Below are 20,667 nucleotides of genomic sequence, written 5' to 3'. Positions count from 1 at the left end.
GTGACTCGCGGTAGGCGGAAGCAGTCGGATGGATTCTATACGGCGGCCTTCATTATGCAGACCGCCGACCCCCTTGGCAATTTGGCTTCAGGCCTTGTTCGACAGCATTTCCAGGAATTGCGACGTCTTGATGGCAGACTGATCGGACTGGTTGTCCTCAAGCAGGTCTTCCATATCAAGTACCAGTACGACTGAACCATCACCGGACAAGGTAGCACCGGCAACGCCACGTGGGCGTATGTTCTGCAGCGGTTTAATTACCACGTCATCGCGACCGATGAAACTGTCTATGGCCAGGATGAAGCTATTCTCGCCAGATTGCATCAATACACCGAACTGCGGCGTCTGGGTTTCCTGCCAGCCAAGCAGCCGCGCCAGGGAGCGCACCGAGAGGATCTCATCGCGCACCACGATGGTAGCGCGGCCGGAGACTTCCTGTACCTGCTCGGAGCGGATGGGGATGATTTCCCGCACCATGGCAAGGGGCACGCCAAAGGGCTGGTCGCAGACCTTGACCACCAGTACAGGCAGTATGGCCAGGGTAAGCGGCAGGGAGATGGCAAAGCGGGTGCCTTCTCCCACCACGGAGTGGATGTCGATGCGGCCATTGAGCTTCTGGATATTGGTCTTGACCACATCCATGCCCACGCCACGGCCCGATACGCTGGAGATCTGATCTTTGGTGGAGAAGCCTGGCATGAAGACCAGTTGCAGCGCCTGCTTGTCATCCAGGCTATTGGCGGTTTCAAGGTCAATCAGGCCTTTTTCCACAGCCTTGCGGCGGAGGAAGTCGGCACGCATGCCCTTACCGTCATCGACTATCTCGATCAGGATATGGTCGCCTACCTGGGTGGCTGACAGCTGCACGATGCTCTTGGGCGGCTTGCCGGCGGCAATGCGCTCTTCTATGGTTTCGACGCCGTGGTCTACGGCATTGCGTACCAAGTGAACCAGGGGATCGTTGAGATCCTCCAGCATGGTCTTGTCGAGTTCAGTTTCCTCGCCACTGATGACCAGCTCCACATCCTTGCCCAGTTGCCGGGCCAGGTCGCGCGCCAGGCGGGGGTATTTCTGGAACAGCCGGCCTATGGGCTGCATGCGGGTCTTCATGACCGCGTTCTGCAGGTCGCTGACCAGCAGATCCAGCTGGCCTATGGCCTCATCCAGTGCCTTCAGGGTAGTGGAGTCGGTCTTGCCGTTGAGTATGTCGGTACGCAGGGTGGTCAGGCGGTTCTTGGTCAGGCCGATTTCGCCCGACAGGTTCAGTACCTGATCCAGCCGGTTGGTATCGATCCGGATGGTGGTTTCCTGCGCAGCCAGTTGCTGGGCAGCCGGTTGCGGCTTGGACGCCGGCGCGGGCGCTGCAGGTTTGAGCCCCATGGCGGGTGCGGCAGGCGTGGTGACGGCGGGAACGGATACTGGCGCGGCGGGCAGCGGTGCGGCAGATACAACAGGTACCGGTGCTGCTGCTGGCGCAGCGGGAACCGGCGCACTGGCCGGCTTGGCCGCGGGCATGGGGGCGCCGGTGATGGCCGCATGTAGCATTACCCAATCGGGCTCGTTACCATGATTTGTGGGGGCTGCAACAGGTGCCGATGCCTGTACAGCAACTGGAGCCGACGCTGGTGCCGGGGCGGGTGCGGCTGCGACTGCACTAGGCAGTCTACCTTCCAGTGCGTCGTCCAGTTGGGTAAGTAAGGCAGCATCCGCTGGTGCTGGTGGCCGTGATTGTGACAGCGAACCGAACATATCGCGCACCACACCTGTAGCGGCAAGAATGGCGTCCATCAGCTCGGGCGTCAGCTTGAGCTCGCCGTTACGGAGCTTGTCGAACAGGTTCTCGGTGCGATGGCACAAGTTGACCAGAGCGTCGACATTCAAGAAGCCCGCACCGCCCTTGATGGTATGAAAACCCCGGAAGATGACGTTCAGGAGGTTCTTGTCATCGGGCCGCTTCTCCAGCTCGACCAGCTTGTTGTCCACGTCGGAAAGCAGCTCGGAGGCTTCCGTGAGGAAATCCTGCAGCAGGTCTTCCATGCCCGAAAAATCACTCATGGCATCATCCTTTTGGCTAGGCCAGATCAGAAGCCCAGGCTGGCAAGCAGGTCATCCACCTGTTCCTGGTTGGTAACGACATCAGTACGGCCATCTGCATTGTAGACCGGGCCGTTTTCCAAGCTGGCATCGACTTCGCCTATGGGTAGGGGCTTGCCCGTGCCGGCCGGCGAGAACTGCACCAGGAACTCGAACAGGCTGCCTTCCATCTCCTTGGCCATTTCCACGATCTTCTTGATGACCTGGCCGGTCAAATCCTGGAAATCCTGGGCCATCATGATCTCGAGCAATTGCGAGTTGGTGGCGCGGGCATTAGCGGCAGATGTCTTCAGGTGCTCGCGGGTGCGCGCAGCCAGCTGCTTGAACTCCTCGACCGACAATTGATTGGCGTAGAGCTTGTCCCATTCGCTGGCCAGGGCTTCGGAGTCGGCCTCGATCTTGTCCTGCAGCGGCTGGGCTACATCCACCGCATTCAGGGTGCGGTTGGCGGCTTGTTCAGTCAGGGTGGCAACATAGGACAGGCGGTCACGCGCATCGGGGATGGCGGCAGCGGCCTTTTCCAGCGATTTGTCGTAGCCCATCTCGCGCAGGGCGTCGTGCACCTTGCGAGTCAATTGGCCGATGCTGGCAAACATGGAGCGGGCGGGGTCCTCCATGCTCATTGCGGCATTGGGGGCGGCGCTCGGCGGTGGTGTTTCGGCAACGGGTTCGGGCGCAGGCGCGGCGGCTGCCGGAGCAGGGGCCTCATCGGGTTGATTGGCATTGACGATGCTATCGAACAAGGCTTGCAGTTCGTCGGAGTCACCGCTGTTGATGGCTTTATCGCTCACGTTGGACTCCCGTTTTATTTGTTGAGGGTCTGGAAGATCTTGCCGAGCTTTTCATCAAGCGTAGCTGCCGTGAACGGCTTGACGATATAGCCACTGGCGCCTGCCTGCGCCGCCTCGACGATGTTCTCCTTCTTCGCCTCGGCAGTGATCATCAGAAAGGGCAGGTGCTTGAGCGTTGGATCAGCACGTACAGCCTTCAACAGTTCGATACCCGTCATGTTCGGCATGTTCCAGTCGGAAACGACGAAATCGAAAGTGGTGGACTTGAGCTTGTGCAGCGCGACCTGGCCATCTTCGGCCTCTTCGACGTTGCTGAAGCCCAGCTCCTTGAGCAGGTTACGAACGATGCGGCGCATCGTGGAAAAGTCGTCAACCACCAGAAATCGAATGTTCTTGTCCGTCATGTCTTGCTCCGAGAGACCCCGCGTACGGGCGTGCGGTTAACCGCGTTACGGTGTAGTTCAGCTTTGCAGGAAAGGAGAAATGGTTTCCGCCAATACGAAAGGATCGAATTTGGCGACGTAGGCGTCAACGCCCACGCTGCTGCCCATGGCCCGGTTGGCATTGGATGACAGCGAGGAGTGCATGACGACCGGAATACCCTGGAATCGGGTATCGGATTTGATGTGCTTGGTCAGCACATAGCCGTCCATCTCCGGCATTTCGGCATCGACCAGAATCAGCTTGAGATGGTGGCTCAGGGGTTGGCTGTCGTGCTGGTAACGGGTGGCAATGTTCTGCAACTTGTCCCAGGCCTCGGCGCCATTGTTTGCTTGCTGGTACTTGACGCTGATCTTGTCGAGCACGCTGACGATCTCCTTGCGGGCAACCACCGAGTCGTCCACAAAGAACATGAATTTTTCCTGGTCCACGCTGACCGAGGGTATGTCTGGCACAAAGGTTTCACCGATGACACTGGCTAGTATCTGCTCGACGTCCAGTATCGATACCAGCTTGCCATCGTCGAGTTCAGTAATCGCAGTGATCAGCGCCTGGTTGCCGGCCAGCATGGTTTCCGGCGCACGCACCTTGTTCCAGTCCACCCGGATGATGCGGTCCACCGAGCGCACCAAGAAGCCCTGGGTGTGCTTGGAGAACTCGGTAACAATCATGGTTTCTTCGTTTTGCGCGTCCGGATCATTGGGGCAGACAAATTTGGCCAGGGAAATGACCGGGATGATATTGCCACGAAGTGAAATCACACCTTCCACGCCAACCGGCATATTGGGTGTCTTTGTGATCTTGGGGGTCTGCGAGACTTCCCTGACCTTGAAGACGTTGATCCCGAAGGTCTCGCGGGTACCCAGCGAGAACAACAGGATTTCCATCTTGTTCGAGCCCGCCAGCTTGGTTCGGGCATCGACGCTGTCGAGCAGGGTGGAGTTTGCGTTGGACATGGCTTTCCCTTGTACGCAGATCTATCTGTGGCTCAGTGCTGGGCGGCGTTACGCAACATGGTGGTGATCGCTTCCGTCAACTTGTGCGGCTCGAACTTGGCGACATAGGCATCGACGCCAACCGACTGCCCCAGCTTCTGGTTCGACATCCCCGACAGGGAAGAATGCATCAGGATGGGGATGCCAGCAAAGCGGGGATCTCCCTTGACCGTTTTGGTCAGCATGTAGCCATCCATCTCGGGCATTTCCACATCGGTCAGTATCATATGTACGAAATCCCTGACCGGCTTGCCCATCACTTCTGCCTGCGCCGCAATGCGTTGCAGCTCGTCCCAGGCTCGTTTGCCGTTGATGGCTTCAACATAGTTGAGTTCAAGCGCATCCAGGGTTCGTTGTATCTGCTTGCGGGCAATGGCCGAATCATCGGCATAGAACACCGTCTTGCCAACCAAGTCACTTACCGGCCGTATGGTCTTGAATTCGGCGGAGTCGTCCATTTGATTGGTTTCGGCGAGGACTTTCTCCACGTCCAGCATCATCACTAGCTTGCCGCTATCGAGCTCGGTAACGGCGGTAACCAGGCCGCGAAGATTGTTGTTGAGCATTTCAGGCGGTACACGCATCTGCGACCAGTCCAGCCGCAGGATGGTGTCCACGGCCTCGACCAGGAAGCCCTGGGTGTGACCGTTGTACTCAGACACAATCATTATGTCGGGTTTGCTGTCGGTCTTGACACCCACGTAGCTGGCAAGATCGATGACGGGTATCAGGTTGCCCCGAAGGCTGACCATGCCCTCCACCGCAGGAGGCATCTCGGGTGCCTGGGTGATTTCGGGGGTGCGCATCACCTCGCGCACCTTGAATACATTGATGCCGAAGTTTTCACGCCGGCCCGAACGTGTATCCATACCCAGCGTGAACAGCAGGATTTCTAGCTTGTTGGTGCCGGCGAGTTTGGTGCGCGCGTCGATTTTCTTGAGCAAGTCGGACACGGTTGCGGCTCCGCGGTAATGTTGGGGAGGCTGTGACGTTGCAAGCATGCGCGGTGGCATGCGATACCGGCAAACATCAGTCACTTCGAATATTCTACCTTACCCTGAATTGCGCATGCACTTCCTTGTGCTGGCGCAATCCTGAGGGGCGGCTTCGTTTTATTTATCGCCCTCTATGGCCCAGATTGCAAGCTGAGTGCGGTTTTCAGCACGACTTTGTCGAAATTTTTATAATCCAAAACAATACGCTCAACAAGGACGCTCACATTGGAAGCAAAACCGGTCGATGCCGCTGCGGGCGGCGACAAGATAGACCGTGCTGAACTAGAGCAGGCATTCAGCCTGTTCAATGAGGCATCCCGCCAGTTGGTCGAGTCCTATCAGGAGCTGGAGCAGCAGGTGGGTTCGCTGACCCAGGAGTTGGCGGTGGCCAACGGCGCCTTGCGCCAGCAGTTCGAGGAGAAAGCCGCCTTGTCGAGCCGGCTGGAGACCTTGCTGGCAGCCTTGCCTGGCGGGGTGGTGGAACTGGATGGGGAGAATCGGGTGCTGACGGCCAATCCTGCTGCGTCGGCTATCTTTGGCGCGGCCTTGATCGGGCTGGACTGGCATGAGGCCATCGAGCCTGAGCTGGTGGCGACATCGGTAGTCAATGAGTGGCAGTTGCTGTTGCCCGATGGGGTTGAGAAGCGCCTCAGCATCGTGACCAGCCAGTTGCCCGGCGGCGAGCGCATCCTGCTGGTGCATGATGTCAGCGAGAGCTGGCGCCTGCGCCGGCAACTGGAACAGCATAAGCGCCTGGCTTCCATGGGTGAGATGGCGGCAGGGCTGGCGCATCAGCTGCGCACGCCCTTGGCGACGGCCTTGTTGTATACAGCCAACCTGGCGCGGCCCCAACTGGGCGAAGCGGATCGGATCAAGTTTGGCGAGAAATCGCTGGCTCGGCTACGCTACCTCGAAACCCTGATACAAAACATGCTGCTGTTTGTACGTGGACAGCAGGCAGAGTTTGAACAGGTGGATCTGGTGGCCGTAGCGGAAGAAGCGATACAGACAGTGCAACCCCAGGATGACGGGCAAGATCGTGTATGGCAGCTAAGCCTGCCGGCAGGGCCGGCCTGGGTCAGGGCAAACCGCAAGGAATTGACCGGAGCCTTGATCAACCTGCTGGAGAACGCCCTGCAGGCAACCGGGCCGGGCCAGGAGATTGAGCTGGCCTTGCAGCAGCAGGGCGTAGCGTGGCGCCTGGAGGTGGCGGACGAGGGGTGTGGCATGGCCGAAGCAGTACGCGAACGCTTGTTTGAGCCTTTCTTCACTACACGCAAGGAAGGCACCGGTCTGGGGCTGGCGATCGTGCGCAATCTGGTGACTGCGCTGGGCGGGGAAATCGATGTGGTTTCAGCGCCGGGTGAGGGCGCACGATTCACGATTCTGTTGCCAGTCGCGCATTAGCTCCCTATCGTGATAACGACATAGTCCATCTATTATTCAATTCATCTTGGTTAATTAGGAAAAACGAAATCATCATGACTGCCATCGTTGAAATTGACGGCCAAACCGGCCGCTTGCTGCTCTCGGGTCAATTTGACTTCAGCGCCCACCGCGATTTTCGACAGGCCTGCGATGAAGTGCTGGGCGCTGCCGGCGTAAATGAGGTGTTGGTAGATTTCCAACAAGTCGACTACCTCGATAGCTCTGCCCTGGGCATGCTGCTGCTGCTGAAGGAGAAGGCTGCAGCAGCGGGTAAGACGCTGGCTCTGGTTAATTGTCGGGATACCGTGCGCCAGGTACTGGAGATCGCTTGCTTCGGCAAGATTTTCACCATCCGCTAAAGGTTGAGCCCGCCTAGCTATGAAAGTCCTGCTGGCAGATGACGCTGAAGTTGTCCGGCTGCTGATCGGTCGCTTTGTTGAGTCGCTGGGTCATCAATTGATCCTGGCCAACGATGGCATCGAGGCGGTTGAGCAATGCATGGCCGAGCAACCCGACATGGTGTTGATGGACATGCTGATGCCACGGCTGGATGGTCCAGAGGCTGGGCGCCAGATCAAGCAGCGTATGTCGGCACGCTGGGTGCCCATCGTGCTTATTACGGCGGTGGAAGAAGTGACCAAACTGGCCGATGCCATGGAGATCGGTGCCGACGATTACCTACTCAAGCCCGTCAATTTCCGTATTCTGGAAGCCAAGATCAAGGCTATAGAGCGGACCGTAGAGCTGAATCGCAAGGTGCGTGAGCAAGCCGAGAAGCTGGCAGGCTATTTCGACCGTGCGGAAGAAGAAAAACGGGTTGCCCGGCATTTGATGGAACAGCTGGTCAATCGCGAACGCTTGTCCGATCCGCAATTGCATAGCTGGATTGCGCCAGCCGAGAGCCTGTCGGGCGACCTGGTGGCAGCAGCACGTACGCCTGGTCAGGTATTGCATCTGATGCTGGCTGACGGCATAGGGCATGGGCTGACGGCGGCGTTGAATGTGCTGCCGTTGACACAGCCCTTCTATGCCATGACCGAGCGCGGCTTTGCACTGACCGATATCCTGATGGAAATGCACCGCAAGGTGCGACAGGTCTTGCCGGTGGGCCGATTCGTGGCAGTGGCGTTCGTGGCGGTCGATTTCGTCAAGCGCACCATCGAAGTATGGAATGGCGGCATCCCTGAGCTGCAGCTGTATGACGATAGGGGAGGGGTGCTGAAGCGCTGGCCTTCGCGTCATCTACCGCTGGGTATCCTGCCCATCGATGCGCTGGAGCTGGAAACCGAGCGCTACCAGTTTAATCGACGGGCCAATCTGGTGCTTTGCTCCGATGGCCTCTTGGAGGCGCGCAACGAATTCGGTGAGGCCTTTGGTGTGACACGCTTGGGGCTGGCCTGCGGAGGCCGCCCTGCGGCTGAGGCGCTGACCCGGACAGTCGATATGCTGTCTGACTTCCTTGGCGGTGCCAGCTGCCATGATGATGTGTCACTGGCCATTGTCGACCTGGATCCAGATGCTGTTCTGCCGCTACCCGAACATGTGGAGGTGGGAGAATTACCGCAGATTGCCGGCGAGGCTCGCTGGCGTTATGTGTTGTCCCTTGGTGCCGAAGAACTCAAGACGCTGCATACCGTACCCTTGATCATGGGCTTTATCAGTCAGGTCAAGCCGCTGACTCAGGCCCATGCAGATATCTTCCTGATACTCACCGAGTTGTTTGTCAACGCGGTGGATCATGGCCTGCTGGAATTGTCGTCCGACATCAAGGAGGGTACTGACGGCATGGAGGTCTACCTGGCCGAGCGCGCGCGCCGTCTGGTCGCTTTGCGCGAAGGCAGGGTAGAGATAGAGCTGGCCGGCTACGATCTGGGTGGCCGCACCATGTTGAGGATACGCGTGGCGGATAGCGGGGCGGGTTTTGATTGGAGTTGGCAGGAGGCGCCGGACAACTTGCGGCCCAGTGGTCGTGGCATTGCACTGGTGAATGCGCTGTGCGCTTCGCTGCGCTTCTTCGGCAACGGCAATACGGTTGAGGCCTGCTACCTGACGCGACAAGCCTTATGAGCGCACACGATCACGGTAAGCGCTCCACCGAGCAGGCCCAAGCCGGCCTGGAAATACCGCCTAGCCATAGTGCCGATGTGGTGCTGCCCTTGTTCGATAAGCCGGTACGCGGCCCGGCTGAGCGTGTAGTGATCGTCGGCGCCTCTACCGGCGGCACCGAGGCCCTCAAGCATTTTCTGCAGCCTTTGCCCGAGAATATGCCTGCCGTGCTGGTGGCCCAGCATATGCCCGAGATGTTTACTGCCCCGTTTGCGGCGCGACTGGACAGCCTGTGTACCTTGCACGTCAAGGAGGCCGAGCAAGGCGAAGTCGTCTTGCCCGGTCATGTCTATATTGCGCCTGGGCATTCTCACCTGATGCTGGGTTTGTCCGGCGGGCACTATGTCTGTGAGTTGTCCAAGGCACATCCGGTCAATCGGCATCGGCCATCGGTCGATGTGCTGTTCCGCTCTGCCGCCAACCATGCGGGGCGCTTTGCTGTGGGCGTGATACTGACGGGCATGGGGCGTGACGGTGCGCAAGGCATGCTGGAGATGAAACGGGCCGGTGCCTACAATTTCGCCCAGGACGAGGCCAGCTGTGTGGTGTTCGGCATGCCCAAGGAAGCCATCGCCCTGGGTGGGGTGGACGAAGTAGTGCCCCTGGGCGAATTGCCTGGCCGCCTGCAGGCGTGCCTGCGTACACCGCTCCCCAAAGCGCCGGGTGCCGTGTAAGCTCGGCCGCATAACCCTTTACAAGCAGAAACAGAGCCATGCCCGCACTGCCCATACTGATCGTCGAGGATGACAACGACCTGCGCGAGGCGCTGACCGATACGCTGGAGCTGGCAGGTTATCAAGTGCTGAGTGCAGAGGATGGCGAGGCCGGATTGCTGGTGCTGGCTGAACGCAAGGTCGGCATGGTGTTGTCGGATGTCCAGATGCAGCCCATGGATGGCGAGACGCTGCTCAAGCAGGTAAAACTGGCCTATCCCCATATACCGGTGGTGCTGATGACGGCCTATGGTGTGATCGAGAAGGCGGTGGCGGCACTCCATGCTGGTGCGGCGCACTACCTGCCCAAGCCATTCGAGCCGGATGATCTGCTGGCGACGGTGGCCAAGTACATGCTGCCGGCGGTGGACGATGATGCGGTGATTGCCGAAGACCCGGGCATGTTGCACTTGCTGGATATGGCCCAGCGGGTAGCCATGTCAGAGGCGGCGGTGATGATTACCGGGGAGAGTGGTACTGGTAAGGAAGTGCTGGCGCGCTATATACATCGACACTCGGCCCGTTCCGGCGGCCCGTTTGTGGCGATCAATTGTGCGGCCATACCCGAGCAGTTGCTGGAGTCCACCCTGTTTGGCCACGAAAAAGGAGCGTTTACCGGCGCGGCCAACCAGCATATCGGCAAGTTCGAGCAGGCTGATGGCGGTACCTTGTTGCTCGATGAAATCTCGGAAATGCCACTGGAGCTGCAGGCCAAGCTGTTGCGCGTGCTGCAGGAGCGGGAGGTGGAGCGGGTAGGGGGCAAGAAACCGATCGCCATTGATATCCGCGTGCTCTCGACTTCCAACCGCGATATGCCGGCCGAAGTGGCTGCCGCCCGGTTTCGGGAGGACTTGTACTACCGGCTCAATGTTTTTCCACTGGCATTGCCGGCACTGCGCGAGCGCCCCGACGATATCGTGCCCCTGGCACGGGCCATGCTATCCAGACATGCAGCCTCGGGTAAGCGGCGGGTGCCGGCAATCAGTGCCGCCGCTGCGGCTGCCCTGACAGCACATAGCTGGGATGGCAATATCCGGGAGTTGGAGAATGTCATGCAGCGGGCTTTAATTTTGGCGCCCGGTGACGATATAGAACCTGAACACCTGTTTTTGCCGCAATTGCGCCGGCAAGTATTGCCGGTGACGGCAAAAATTGCCGCGCCGGTGGCAAATATGCCGCAGCCGGATTTGCCGCCTGCTGCGCCTGTGGTGACCGATATGCGTTCGCTGGAACGGCAGCACATAGTCGACACACTCAAGCAGGCCGGGGGTGTGCGCAAGCTGGCGGCAGAAAAGCTGGGCATGAGCGAACGTACGCTGCGCTACAAATTGCAGCAGTATCGCGAAGAAGGTTGGCAGGAAGAGTAATAAAAGGCCTGTTGGCCTGCGGATTGCTTGCTATTGTTCAAGCGAGACACATACAATTTCACGCAGTTTCGAGGTGCATCATGAGCGTGCAAGGGATAGACAACCTGCTGGGCGAATTAAAGGCCATGTCCGCCAAGGCGGCCGGGCAGTCTTCGTCCGCTGCAGAGGCCTTGCCGGAAGGTGGTGATTTCGCGTCTGTGCTGAAGTCGTCGCTGGACCAGGTCAATCAGATGCAACTCGATTCGCAGGCCAAGCAGCAGGCGTTCGAAATGGGCGACCCCAACGCCAACCTGCAAGACGTGATGGTCTCGCTGCAGAAGGCGAGCCTGTCTTTCCAGACTATGGTGCAGGTTCGTAACAAGCTGGTGTCCGCATACCAGGAAGTTATGAACATGCAGGTGTGATATCGCCTGATATATGGATGACGCGGTCGTAGCCGTCGACAATCGAGATGTACAGCAGGGTGAGCGTCCCAACCTCATCCAGCAGTTCAATCAACTCCCCAATACGCGCAAGATACTCACGATAGCCGTCATTGCAGCCGTGGTGGCGGCGCTGGTCATTGGTGTGCTGTGGGCGCGCGACCCCGGCTACAAGATACTGTTCGCCAATATTTCCGATAAGGATGGCGGCCAGATCGTTCAGATACTGCAACAGCAGAATATCCCCTACAAGCTTGAACCCGGCGGCGTGATCTCGGTGCCGGCCGAAATGGTGCACGCGGCGCGGCTGCAACTGGCGTCACAGGGTTTGCCCAAGGGCGGCACTGTGGGTTTCGAGTTGCTGGATAACCAGAAATTCGGCATCAGCCAGTTCGGCGAGCAGGTCAATTACCAGCGTGCGGTTGAAGGCGAGCTGGCACGGTCGATTGAATCGCTCTCAGCCGTCGCTTCGGCACGCATCCATCTGGCCATGCCCAAGCAGACCGTATTTCTGCGTGAGCAGCAGAAACCTACCGCTTCGGTACTGCTGACCCTGCATCCGGGCCGTGCCCTGGATGGGGCGCAGATTGCCGGCATCATCCATCTGGTGTCCAGCAGCGTACCTGATCTGCCTATCAAGAATGTCACGGTGGTGGATCAGGATGGCAGCCTGCTGTCGAACATGCCCGACCTGCTCAATGGTGGCAATGGTTCGCTCAACCAGCGGCAGATGGCTTTGGTGGCGCAGCAGGAGTCGCTGCTGTCCGAGCGTATCCAGAAAATACTGGAACCCATCGTTGGCAAGGATAACGTCAAGGCCGAAGTGACGGTTCAGATGGACTTCTCCGAAGTGGAGCAGGCATCGGAGACGTTCAAGCCCAATTCACCGCCCAATGCCTCGGCCATACGCAGCGAGCAGTCCAGCGAAGGTGCGGGTGCCAATGCCAGCCAGCCTTCAGGCGTGCCGGGTGCCTTATCAAACCAGCCGCCCGGTGCAGCCAGTGCGCCCATCACCTTGCCCAATCCGCCGGGCGTGACGGTCAACAATGCGCCGTCCTCCACCTCGCACAAGGAGATGACGCGCAACTACGAGGTGGACAAGACCGTTGCCCATGTTCGCCAGCAGGTGGGCGTGCTCAAGCGTGTCAATGCCGCAGTGGTGGTGAACTTCAAGCGGGTGCAGCAGAAGGATGGCGGCGTGAAGTCGCAACCACTGACACAGCCCGAGATCAACCAGGTGACCAACCTGGTGCAGGAAGCCATAGGCTACAACCGGGACCGGGGCGATTCAGTGAAGGTGGTCAATGCTGCCTTTGCAGACCGCATACTGGATGTGGCGGGCAAGTCCTTCTTCGAGAAGCTGACCGAATACCTGATCGCCAATACTGCCGATATCCTCAAGGTCATCCTGATCGCCCTGGTGGTGGCTTACCTCCTGTTTGGTGTGGTGCGCCCCATCCTGCGCGATGTGATACGCCCACGCCAGGACAAGGGTGCCATGGGGGGCGAGGAAGGTGGCGTGGCCCTGACGGCAGAGGAATTGGCGCAGTCTGAGGTGGAGGCTGAGGTGGTGGCCGAAGCCGAGGCGGGTGCGCAGTTGGCGGCATTCAGCGAGCTGCTACAGCGCGCCAAGGAAATGGCCAAGGAAGACCCGCGCATGGTGGCTACCATCATCCGCGAATGGCTCACTGCCGATCCTTCTGATCAAAAAACCGGTTAAGCCTTGGTCTGTTGGTTCGGATGGGCTGGTGGATGTCGCCGGCCGCCGGGACTTGCAGGCGTCGATGTGAATCAGGGTGCCTATCGCACCGTTTTCTGGAGCCAGCATGGCCGCTAATGATGAAGCCATCCGCCGCAGTGCCATCTTGCTGATGAGCCTGGGCGAGGAGGCTGCCGTAGAAGTCTTCAAGTACCTGGGCCCCAAAGAAGTACAGAAGATAGGCCTGGCCATGGCCAGCATGGATAACGTCACCCGCGAACAGGTGGAAGAGGTGGTTGGCGACTTTCTGGGCTCCACCATGAATCGCGCCAACTTCGGTGCGGCTGACGAATACATACGCTCGGTGTTGACCAAGGCGCTGGGGTCGGACAAGGCGGCCAACCTGCTCGATCGCATCCTGCAGGGGGGGGACAATACCGGTATCGAGTCGCTGAAGTGGATGGATTCGGTCGCCGTGGCCGAATTGATCAAGAACGAGCACCCACAGATCATTGCCACCATCCTGGTGCATCTGGAGCCGGATCAGGTGTCCGAGGTGCTGAACCAGTTTGTTGAGCGCCTGCGCAATGATGTGCTGCTGCGTATTGCTACCCTTGAAGGGGTGCAACCTACCGCCTTGCGTGAACTCAATGATGTGCTGACCCAGCTGCTGTCTGGTGCTGATCGCGTCAAGAAGTCGGCCATGGGCGGCGAAGGCATGGCGGCCGAGATCCTCAACTTCATGGGGGGCGTGGTCGAAGCCTCGGCTATCAATGCCATACGGGAATACGATCCGGAATTGGCGCAGCGTATCCAGGACAAGATGTTCACCTTCGAGAATCTGATCGATATCGACGATCGCGGCATACAGCTGCTGTTGCGCGAAATATCGTCCGATTCCCTGATCACCGCCATGAAGGGAACCAGCGAGATACTGCGTACCAAGATATTCAAGAACATGTCGCAGCGCGCGGCCGAAATGCTGCGCGACGATTTCGAGGCCAAGGGCGCGGTCAAGGTGTCCGAGGTAGAGGCCGAGCAGCGCGAAATACTCAAGGTGGTGCGCCGCCTGGCCGATGAAGGCCAGATTGCGATTGCCAAGGGCGGCGGTGAAGGGTTTGTCGAGTAATACCGCGTGAGCGGCTTTAGAGCGGCTAACAAAAACCAGCGTAGCGGTTCTGGCCAGGCGCGCGCGGCAGTCGGGGGTACGGCAAGCGTGCGCAACAAGGCCATAGGGGTTTTGTTGGCAGCTCTTAACAAAGTATGGGCGCTGAGGTGATGCAATGAAGGCCTGGGGTGAGAAGAAGATCATAAGGCGCGAGGATGTGCCCCCGCTGGAACCCTGGCATATGACCCAGCTCAGCGGCACGTCGGTACAAAGGCCGCATGTGTATGTGCCTGAGGCAGTACCAGTCGAGCAGGAATCCGTGGCTGAGCAGGCTGTGGAGGAGAGCGCGGTGGCGGCTGAGGCCGAAATCAGCATGGTGCCCATGATTGCTGAAGTGGAGCTGGATCAGCTCAAGCTGGCGGCACAGCAGGAAGCCTATGCCGATGGCCACGCTCAGGGCAGGCAGGCCGGGTTTGCCGAGGGAGAGGTGGCAGGGCGCGAAGCGGGCCATGCTGAGGGGTATGCAGCAGGCTTGCAGGTGGGGCGGCAGGAGGCCGAGGCGGAAGTATTACAGTTCAAGCTGTTGGTGTCGCAATTGGCAACAGCCGTGGCGGACTACGAGGATGCACTGGCCCGGCCCATACTGGATATTGCCCTTGCAGCTGCACGCCAGATGGTGCGGCAGCAGCTGAGTCAATCGCCCGAGTCGCTGTTAGCAGTCATACGCGAGGCCATCAACAGCCTGCCGGAGCTGCAAGGACCGCTGAAGCTGGAATTGCACCCGGATGACTTGGCTTTGCTACAGACCTTGCTGGCAGGGGAGCTGGCTACCCTGCAATGGCGGTTGGAGCCGGTTGCCGAGATGGCGCGGGGTGGTTGCCGCATCAGCAATACCAGTGTTGAGCTTGACTTGTCGCTACCTAGCCGGTGGCGGCGCATTGTCGAGGGCCTGGGGCGTAGCGACCCCTGGGTAGCTGACGATGAGCACTGAGGATGATGTTGCGCCTGCAGCACCGGCGCCACCCGTGCTGGCACGCTGGCAGCGTTATGCCGAGCAATGCTGCGATACCGTGGCTGCGACCAAGCCCTGGCTACCCAAGGGGCGATTGACCCGTGTGGCCGGCCTGGTACTGGAGGCTGTGGGCATCAAGCTACCGGTGGGTGCAAGCTGCCATATCATTCTGCCAGCTGGTCACAGCATAGAAGCCGAAGTGGTGGGGTTTAACGGCGACAAGCTGTTCCTGATGCCTGTGGCGGAAGTCTATGGCCTGGAGCCGGGCGCCTGGGTAGTGGCTTACGAAGACCTGGCCAATCGGGTGCCTTACTTCAATCTGACCCATGCACCGCGACGCAGGCTGGAAGACCGGGGGCGCCAGGCGGCTGTTGGTCCACATCTGCTAGGGCGGGTGCTGGATGGCCTGGGTAGGCCTCTGGACAAGCTGGGGCATTTGCAGGTTGAAGCCCATGTGCCGCTGTTCTCACGTCCCTTCAATCCCCTGGATCGTGTGCCGGTGCATGATGTGCTGGATGTCGGGGTGCGCGCCATCAATGCCATGCTGACTGTGGGCAGGGGACAGCGCCTGGGCCTGTTTGCCGGTTCGGGTGTGGGCAAGAGTGTGCTGCTGGGCATGATGGCCCGCTACACCACGGCTGACGTGGTGGTGGTAGGCCTGATTGGTGAGCGTGGCCGCGAGGTAAAGGACTTCATCGAGAATATCCTCGGTGAGGAAGGCCTGCGGCGCTCGGTAGTGGTGGCTGCACCCGCCGATACCCCCCCTTTGCTGCGCCTGCATGGTGCAGCCTACGCAACGGCGATTGCCGAGTATTTTCGCGATCAGGGTGCCAATGTGTTGCTGATCATGGATTCATTGACCCGCTATGCCATGGCGCAGCGTGAGATTGCCCTGGCTGTCGGCGAGCCGCCGGCCACCAAGGGCTATCCTCCTTCGGTCTTTGCCAAATTGCCTGCGTTGGTTGAGCGGGCGGGCAATGGACAGGAGGGCGGAGGGTCAATCACCGCCTTCTATACTGTTCTGAGCGAAGGCGACGATCAACAGGATCCGATCGCCGACAGTGCACGTGCCATCCTGGATGGACATATTGTGCTAAGTCGGCACCTGGCCGATGCAGGCCATTATCCAGCTATCGATATGGAGCAATCCATCAGCCGTGTGATGACCGACATCATAGAGCCAGAGGAATACAATCTGGTCAGGCGCTTCAAGCAGCTGTATTCGCGCTATCAGCGGAGCCGCGACCTGATCAATGTAGGCGCCTATGTGCGAGGATCTGATCCCTTGCTGGATGAGGCGATAGCCAGGATGCCAGCCATGGAGGCCTTCTTGCAGCAGGGCATTTTCGAGCGTGAGGGCTATGCCGGGGCCAGGATGAGATTGGCAGCCCTGTTTGGCGAATAAACTTATGTATCACCAACAAACCGCTGCCTTGGGTCCGGTTGGTGGTGCTAACTTCGGGTTGCCGTCGTGGCCAAGGCTTTTCAGTTTGCATTCCTGTTGGAACTCGCCATCGACAAGCGTGAGGACGCGGCGCGCGCCATCAGCGCGGCACTGCAGCGGCTGGAGCAGGCGCGTGCACGGCGGGCACAGATTGAGCAGTATCGTGAAGAGTACCGCACGCGCCTGACAGATACGGCATCGCGAGGCATGCGTATCCATCAATGGAACGATTTTCAGTTGTTCCTGGCCAAACTGGATACTGCGGTTGAGCAACAACTGGCTGAAGAAGCGCGTTGCGAGGCGCAGCTGGAGGCACGCAAGCAGGCCTGGCAGGCCTGTGAGCGTGAGGTCAAGGCGTATGAGACCCTGCAGGACAGGCACCAGAGCCGCGAGACGCAGCGTGAAGCCAAGCAGGATCAGAAACTGACCGATGAGTGGGCTTCGATACTACAGCGTCGGCGCGATGCATCGGGGCATTGATTTCAGGTAGGTGGCATTGTTTTTGCTGAAGGCTTACTGACCCCGTCAGGGGGAGAGACTCAGGACAAGGACTGCACCATGCCTACCGCCAGCCAGACCAACAATATCATTGCCCAGCTTGCTGCCTCCGTGACGGTGCCGGGTAAGTTGCGGGCCGAGGAATCGGTGGGCAACAACCTGTTTGAGCAATCGCTCAACCGGCAGATGCAGAGCCGCCAGAACGAGCAACTGGCGCGCGACGCCCAGGTAAGCAAGCCGGTACAGCACCAGGCAAAGCCTCTGGAGGCGGTCAAGCCGGTGGCTGTGGCCAAGCCCGTGGAACCCGCCAAGCAGCCGGAAAACGCTGCCGAGCCGAGCAAGACGGCAGAAGCCCCCGAGCAGACGACACCTTCGAGCGAACGGTCGGCGACCCGTGAAGCGGGTAAGGAGCAGTCGGATGCGCCTGAGCACGACAAGGTGGCCGAGGGGAGTGCCGAGCAAGCGGCGGCTGCCGGCATGGTGGCGCAATTGCAGGTTTACGTGGATCGTGGTCTGGCTGCCTTGCAAGCTGAGGCCGAGGTAAAGGGTGATCCGCTATTGCAGCATGCAGGCCTTGCCCAAGCCTTGCTCGATGGCCGTGAAGCTGCGAATGATAAATCGGACAAGCGCTTTTCCCAGCAACTGCTGGGCGAGGCTACGGACAAACTTGCCGGCCTGCGGCAGGACTTGCCGCAGGCTGATGCTGAGACAGTTTTACTGGATCAGGTAGCAAGCGGATTTCAGGCGGTGCTGGATCAGAAGTTGGCATCGACAGATGCGGCGACCCTGCGCCAGCAATCTGGCACGGCGGCGATTCGGATGGAGTTGCCACGTAGCCATACGACAGAATCGACGCGTGGTTCCGCTTATGCCATCCACCAGCCCGTGGGTAGCGAGGGCTGGGATCGCGCCGTGGGTAACAAGGTCGTCATGATGGTGAGCAATCAGCAGCAGGAGGTGGAGATGCATCTGAACCCTCCCCACCTGGGCCCGATGGAGGTCAAACTGACGCTGAATCAGGACCAGGCCACCCTGACTTTCTTCGCAGCCCAGGCGCCGGTGCGTGAGGCCTTGCAGGCCTCCATGCCCAGACTGAGCGAAATGTTGGCCGAGAGTGGCATCCAGTTGAATCAGGCCCATGTGGAATCACAGGCTGGGCAGGGTGGGCAGGGGCAAGATGACAGGAATGGCCGCCACGGTAGCCGTAGTTTCTCCGCCCAGACCGAAGAGGCACAGGCACCCGCGAATACCTGGCGGGTGAAGCTGCCGCCAGGTCTCCCTGGCAACGTGAACCTGTTTGTCTGAACAGTGTGGGCCGGCTGGAGCGCTGGCTGCGTAGTGAGGGTGCGTGTAGGGGAATTGTCCGTGATTGCGTGTAACCCGCGCCAATGCTTGTTCCTGTGGCGGGTTTGCTTTATAAACAGGCTAGGTGAGCAAGATGTATGCACCCGCTTTGTTTAGAACAATACGCACTCCTAAAGGATAATTCTTATGGCAGAAGCCAAGAAACCTGCACCGCAGGCAGACGCTGGGGACAGCGCGCCCAAGGGTAAGAAAAACGTCATTCTTTATGTCGTGATTGCCTTGTTGATATTGGTGATCGTGGTGGGCGGGGCTTTTGCAACCTGGTTGTTCCTGACGATCTCGGCCAACCAGAGTTTTGGCGAACCAGTAGCCGCTACCGAGCAATCGGCTGATGCAGGCGAGACCGAGGGCAAGAGCAACAAGAAGAAGGAAAAGAAGAAGGCAGAGAGCGATGCGCCGCCGGTCTTTACCAAGCTGGATACCTTTACGGTGAACCTGGCGAACGGCGTAGTGCTGCAGACCGAGATACACGCTCAGGTGCTGGACGAGAAGCAGGCGGATGTGGTGAAAAGCTACATGCCGCGTATCAGCAGCCAAGTCAATCTGCTGCTGAGTTCGAAGAAGCAGGAAGATATTTCGACCTTGGAATCCAAGGTGAAGTTGATGGAAGAAATCAAGCAGACCGTCAACAAGGTGCTGGGGGCAAAGGACGATGAGGACGGCGTGATGAGCGTTGAATTCAAGACCTTTATCATCCAGTAAGGCAACGCAAGCAGTAGTGGGGTCCGTATCATGGCCGACGACATACTTTCCCAGGAAGAGGTAGACGCCCTCTTACGTGGGGTGACGGGTGAAGACGAAGACGCGGACGAGGGACTGGATTCCTCGGCCATACGCGCCTACGACATTGGCCGTCAGGAACGTATCGTTCGTGGTCGGATGCCGACCCTGGAAGTGATCAACGAGCGCTTTGCCCGTAACCTGCGCATCGGCCTGTTCAACTTCATGCGTCGCTCGGCCGAAATCTCGGTCGGGCCGGTGCGCGTGCAGAAATACAGCGAATTCATCCGCAATCTGGTGGTGCCGACCAACCTTAACCTGATCCATATGAAGCCGCTGCGCGGCACCGGCCTGTTCATCTTTGATCCCGACCTGGTGTTTCTGGTGGTGGACAATATGTTCGGTTCGGATGGCCGCTACCACGTGCGGGTGGAGGGACGGGATTTCACCCCCACCGAGCAACGCATCATCCAGCGTTTGCTGGAAGTGGTGATGGATGAGTACCGCAAGTCCTGGGAGCCCGTATTCAAGACCGAGTTCACCTACGTGCGCTCGGAAATGAATACCCAGTTCGCCAATATCGCCACACCTACCGAAGTGGTGGTGGCCTTTACCTTCAAAATCGAACTCGGTTCGGGCGGCGGTGATTTCCATGTCTGCTTCCCGTATTCGATGATCGAGCCCTTGCGCGACATGTTGTACAGCTCCATGCAGGCAGACCGCATGGAGTCGGATAACCGTTGGGTCAAGCTACTATCGCGCGAAGTGCAGAATTCGGAAGTGCAACTGATCTGCAACCTGGGCAGCGCCAAGATTACGCTGGGAGATATCCTGGACCTCAAGGCGGGCGACGTGATCGGTATTGATATACCGGAAACCATCATTGCCGAGGTGGACGGGGTGCCGCTGCTGGAAGGGCACTATGGTACGCTGCACGGGCAATATGCCCTCAAGGTGGAGAAGATACTCACCTCGGCGGAGAACCTGATGCTCGATGAGGAGCAGCCTGAGGAGTTGAACAATGAGTAACGAAATGGACGAACAGGGTCTGGATGACTGGGCTGCCGCACTGGCAGAACAGCAGACCGCCGAAGCCGCTGCCATGGAGGCAGCCGTCTCAACGCCCGCAGTAGCCATGCCGACCGCGTCACCGGCAGATATTTTTAAGAGTTTTGATCAGCAACCGGAAAAGCCTACTGGCCCCTCCGGTATCGAGATGATCATGGACATCCCTGTGGCCATGACGGTGGAGCTGGGGCGTACCAAGATTGCCATCCGCAGCCTGCTGCAACTGGCACAGGGGTCGGTTGTAGAACTGGACGGATTGGCAGGCGAACCCATGGATGTGCTGGTGAATGGCACGCTGATCGCCCAGGGCGAAGTGGTGGTGGTGAACGACAAGTTCGGTATCCGCCTGACCGATATCATTACGCCGGCGGAACGTATCCGCCGCCTGCACAAGTAAACCC

General features: G+C 59.1%; 20 protein-coding genes. 15 read left to right on the top strand and 5 right to left on the bottom strand.

Going from position 1 to position 20,667, the window contains the following annotated elements; translation table 11 throughout:
- Window positions 1-87: 87 nt before the first annotated feature.
- Genes QQK16_RS16770 through QQK16_RS16750 form a run of 5 tightly spaced genes read right to left on the bottom strand, consistent with a single transcriptional unit; the run spans window position 88 to window position 5,274 of the window.
- Window positions 88-2,055: a chemotaxis protein CheA gene (locus QQK16_RS16770; protein ID WP_284197622.1), complete on the bottom strand. Its 1,968-nt coding sequence runs from the start codon at window positions 2,053-2,055 to the stop codon at window positions 88-90.
- 26 nt (window positions 2,056-2,081) lie between these two features.
- A complete protein-coding gene (gene cheZ / locus QQK16_RS16765) occupies window positions 2,082-2,885 on the bottom strand; it encodes a protein phosphatase CheZ (protein ID WP_284197621.1) in 804 nt (267 codons plus the stop codon).
- A 14-nt stretch (window positions 2,886-2,899) separates the two neighbouring features.
- Window positions 2,900-3,289, bottom strand: a complete 390-nt coding sequence (cheY, locus tag QQK16_RS16760) for a chemotaxis response regulator CheY (RefSeq protein ID WP_284197620.1) — start codon at window positions 3,287-3,289, stop codon at window positions 2,900-2,902.
- Window positions 3,290-3,346: 57 nt separating this feature from the next.
- Window positions 3,347-4,282 (bottom strand): chemotaxis protein, encoded by a 936-nt coding sequence (locus tag QQK16_RS16755; RefSeq protein WP_284197619.1) that lies wholly within the window; start codon window positions 4,280-4,282, stop codon window positions 3,347-3,349.
- 32 nt (window positions 4,283-4,314) lie between these two features.
- Window positions 4,315-5,274 (bottom strand): chemotaxis protein, encoded by a 960-nt coding sequence (locus tag QQK16_RS16750; protein ID WP_284197618.1) that lies wholly within the window; start codon window positions 5,272-5,274, stop codon window positions 4,315-4,317.
- A gap of 267 nt (window positions 5,275-5,541) precedes the next feature.
- Here QQK16_RS16750 and QQK16_RS16745 point away from each other — a divergent pair, with 267 nt between their 5' ends.
- The 15 genes from QQK16_RS16745 to fliN all read left to right on the top strand — a co-directional run bounded on the left by QQK16_RS16745 (window position 5,542) and on the right by fliN (window position 20,663).
- A complete protein-coding gene (locus tag QQK16_RS16745) occupies window positions 5,542-6,723 on the top strand; it encodes a sensor histidine kinase (protein ID WP_284197617.1) in 1,182 nt (393 codons plus the stop codon).
- A gap of 74 nt (window positions 6,724-6,797) precedes the next feature.
- Entirely contained in the window at window positions 6,798-7,103 is a 306-nt protein-coding gene (locus QQK16_RS16740; protein WP_284197616.1) for an STAS domain-containing protein, read from the top strand.
- Between the two features lie 19 nt (window positions 7,104-7,122).
- Complete coding sequence (locus QQK16_RS16735; protein WP_284197615.1) at window positions 7,123-8,811, top strand: fused response regulator/phosphatase; 1,689 nt, start codon at window positions 7,123-7,125, stop codon at window positions 8,809-8,811.
- Window positions 8,808-9,524 (top strand): chemotaxis protein CheB, encoded by a 717-nt coding sequence (locus tag QQK16_RS16730; protein WP_308447063.1) that lies wholly within the window; start codon window positions 8,808-8,810, stop codon window positions 9,522-9,524. Before QQK16_RS16735 ends, QQK16_RS16730 begins: the two co-directional genes overlap by 4 nt.
- Before the next feature lie 38 nt (window positions 9,525-9,562).
- Window positions 9,563-10,930: a sigma-54-dependent transcriptional regulator gene (locus QQK16_RS16725; RefSeq protein WP_284197614.1), complete on the top strand. Its 1,368-nt coding sequence runs from the start codon at window positions 9,563-9,565 to the stop codon at window positions 10,928-10,930.
- An 80-nt stretch (window positions 10,931-11,010) separates the two neighbouring features.
- A complete protein-coding gene (gene fliE, locus QQK16_RS16720) occupies window positions 11,011-11,334 on the top strand; it encodes a flagellar hook-basal body complex protein FliE (protein ID WP_284197613.1) in 324 nt (107 codons plus the stop codon).
- Window positions 11,335-11,347: 13 nt separating this feature from the next.
- Entirely contained in the window at window positions 11,348-13,072 is a 1,725-nt protein-coding gene (fliF, locus tag QQK16_RS16715; protein ID WP_284197612.1) for a flagellar basal-body MS-ring/collar protein FliF, read from the top strand.
- Between the two features lie 106 nt (window positions 13,073-13,178).
- Window positions 13,179-14,180 (top strand): flagellar motor switch protein FliG, encoded by a 1,002-nt coding sequence (gene fliG / locus QQK16_RS16710; protein ID WP_284197611.1) that lies wholly within the window; start codon window positions 13,179-13,181, stop codon window positions 14,178-14,180.
- Between the two features lie 154 nt (window positions 14,181-14,334).
- Window positions 14,335-15,150: a flagellar assembly protein FliH gene (locus QQK16_RS16705; protein WP_284197610.1), complete on the top strand. Its 816-nt coding sequence runs from the start codon at window positions 14,335-14,337 to the stop codon at window positions 15,148-15,150.
- Entirely contained in the window at window positions 15,140-16,576 is a 1,437-nt protein-coding gene (gene fliI / locus QQK16_RS16700; protein WP_284197609.1) for a flagellar protein export ATPase FliI, read from the top strand. The genes QQK16_RS16705 and fliI overlap by 11 nt, the downstream gene beginning before the upstream one ends.
- A 66-nt stretch (window positions 16,577-16,642) precedes the next feature.
- Entirely contained in the window at window positions 16,643-17,095 is a 453-nt protein-coding gene (gene fliJ / locus QQK16_RS16695; RefSeq protein ID WP_284197608.1) for a flagellar export protein FliJ, read from the top strand.
- 78 nt (window positions 17,096-17,173) lie between these two features.
- Window positions 17,174-18,418, top strand: coding sequence for a flagellar hook-length control protein FliK (locus QQK16_RS16690; RefSeq protein ID WP_284197607.1), 1,245 nt, complete (start codon window positions 17,174-17,176; stop codon window positions 18,416-18,418).
- A 186-nt stretch (window positions 18,419-18,604) separates the two neighbouring features.
- Window positions 18,605-19,180 (top strand): flagellar basal body-associated FliL family protein, encoded by a 576-nt coding sequence (locus tag QQK16_RS16685; RefSeq protein WP_284197606.1) that lies wholly within the window; start codon window positions 18,605-18,607, stop codon window positions 19,178-19,180.
- Window positions 19,181-19,210: 30 nt separating this feature from the next.
- Window positions 19,211-20,227 (top strand): flagellar motor switch protein FliM, encoded by a 1,017-nt coding sequence (gene fliM / locus QQK16_RS16680; RefSeq protein ID WP_284197605.1) that lies wholly within the window; start codon window positions 19,211-19,213, stop codon window positions 20,225-20,227.
- Window positions 20,220-20,663 (top strand): flagellar motor switch protein FliN, encoded by a 444-nt coding sequence (gene fliN / locus QQK16_RS16675; protein ID WP_284197604.1) that lies wholly within the window; start codon window positions 20,220-20,222, stop codon window positions 20,661-20,663. Before fliM ends, fliN begins: the two co-directional genes overlap by 8 nt.
- Window positions 20,664-20,667 lie beyond the last annotated feature (4 nt).

This window comes from Chitinimonas prasina, from assembly GCF_030160395.1.
In the GTDB taxonomy this organism is placed as follows: domain Bacteria; phylum Pseudomonadota; class Gammaproteobacteria; order Burkholderiales; family Chitinimonadaceae; genus Chitinimonas; species Chitinimonas prasina.
This window is presented reverse-complemented; position numbering and strand designations above follow the sequence as displayed.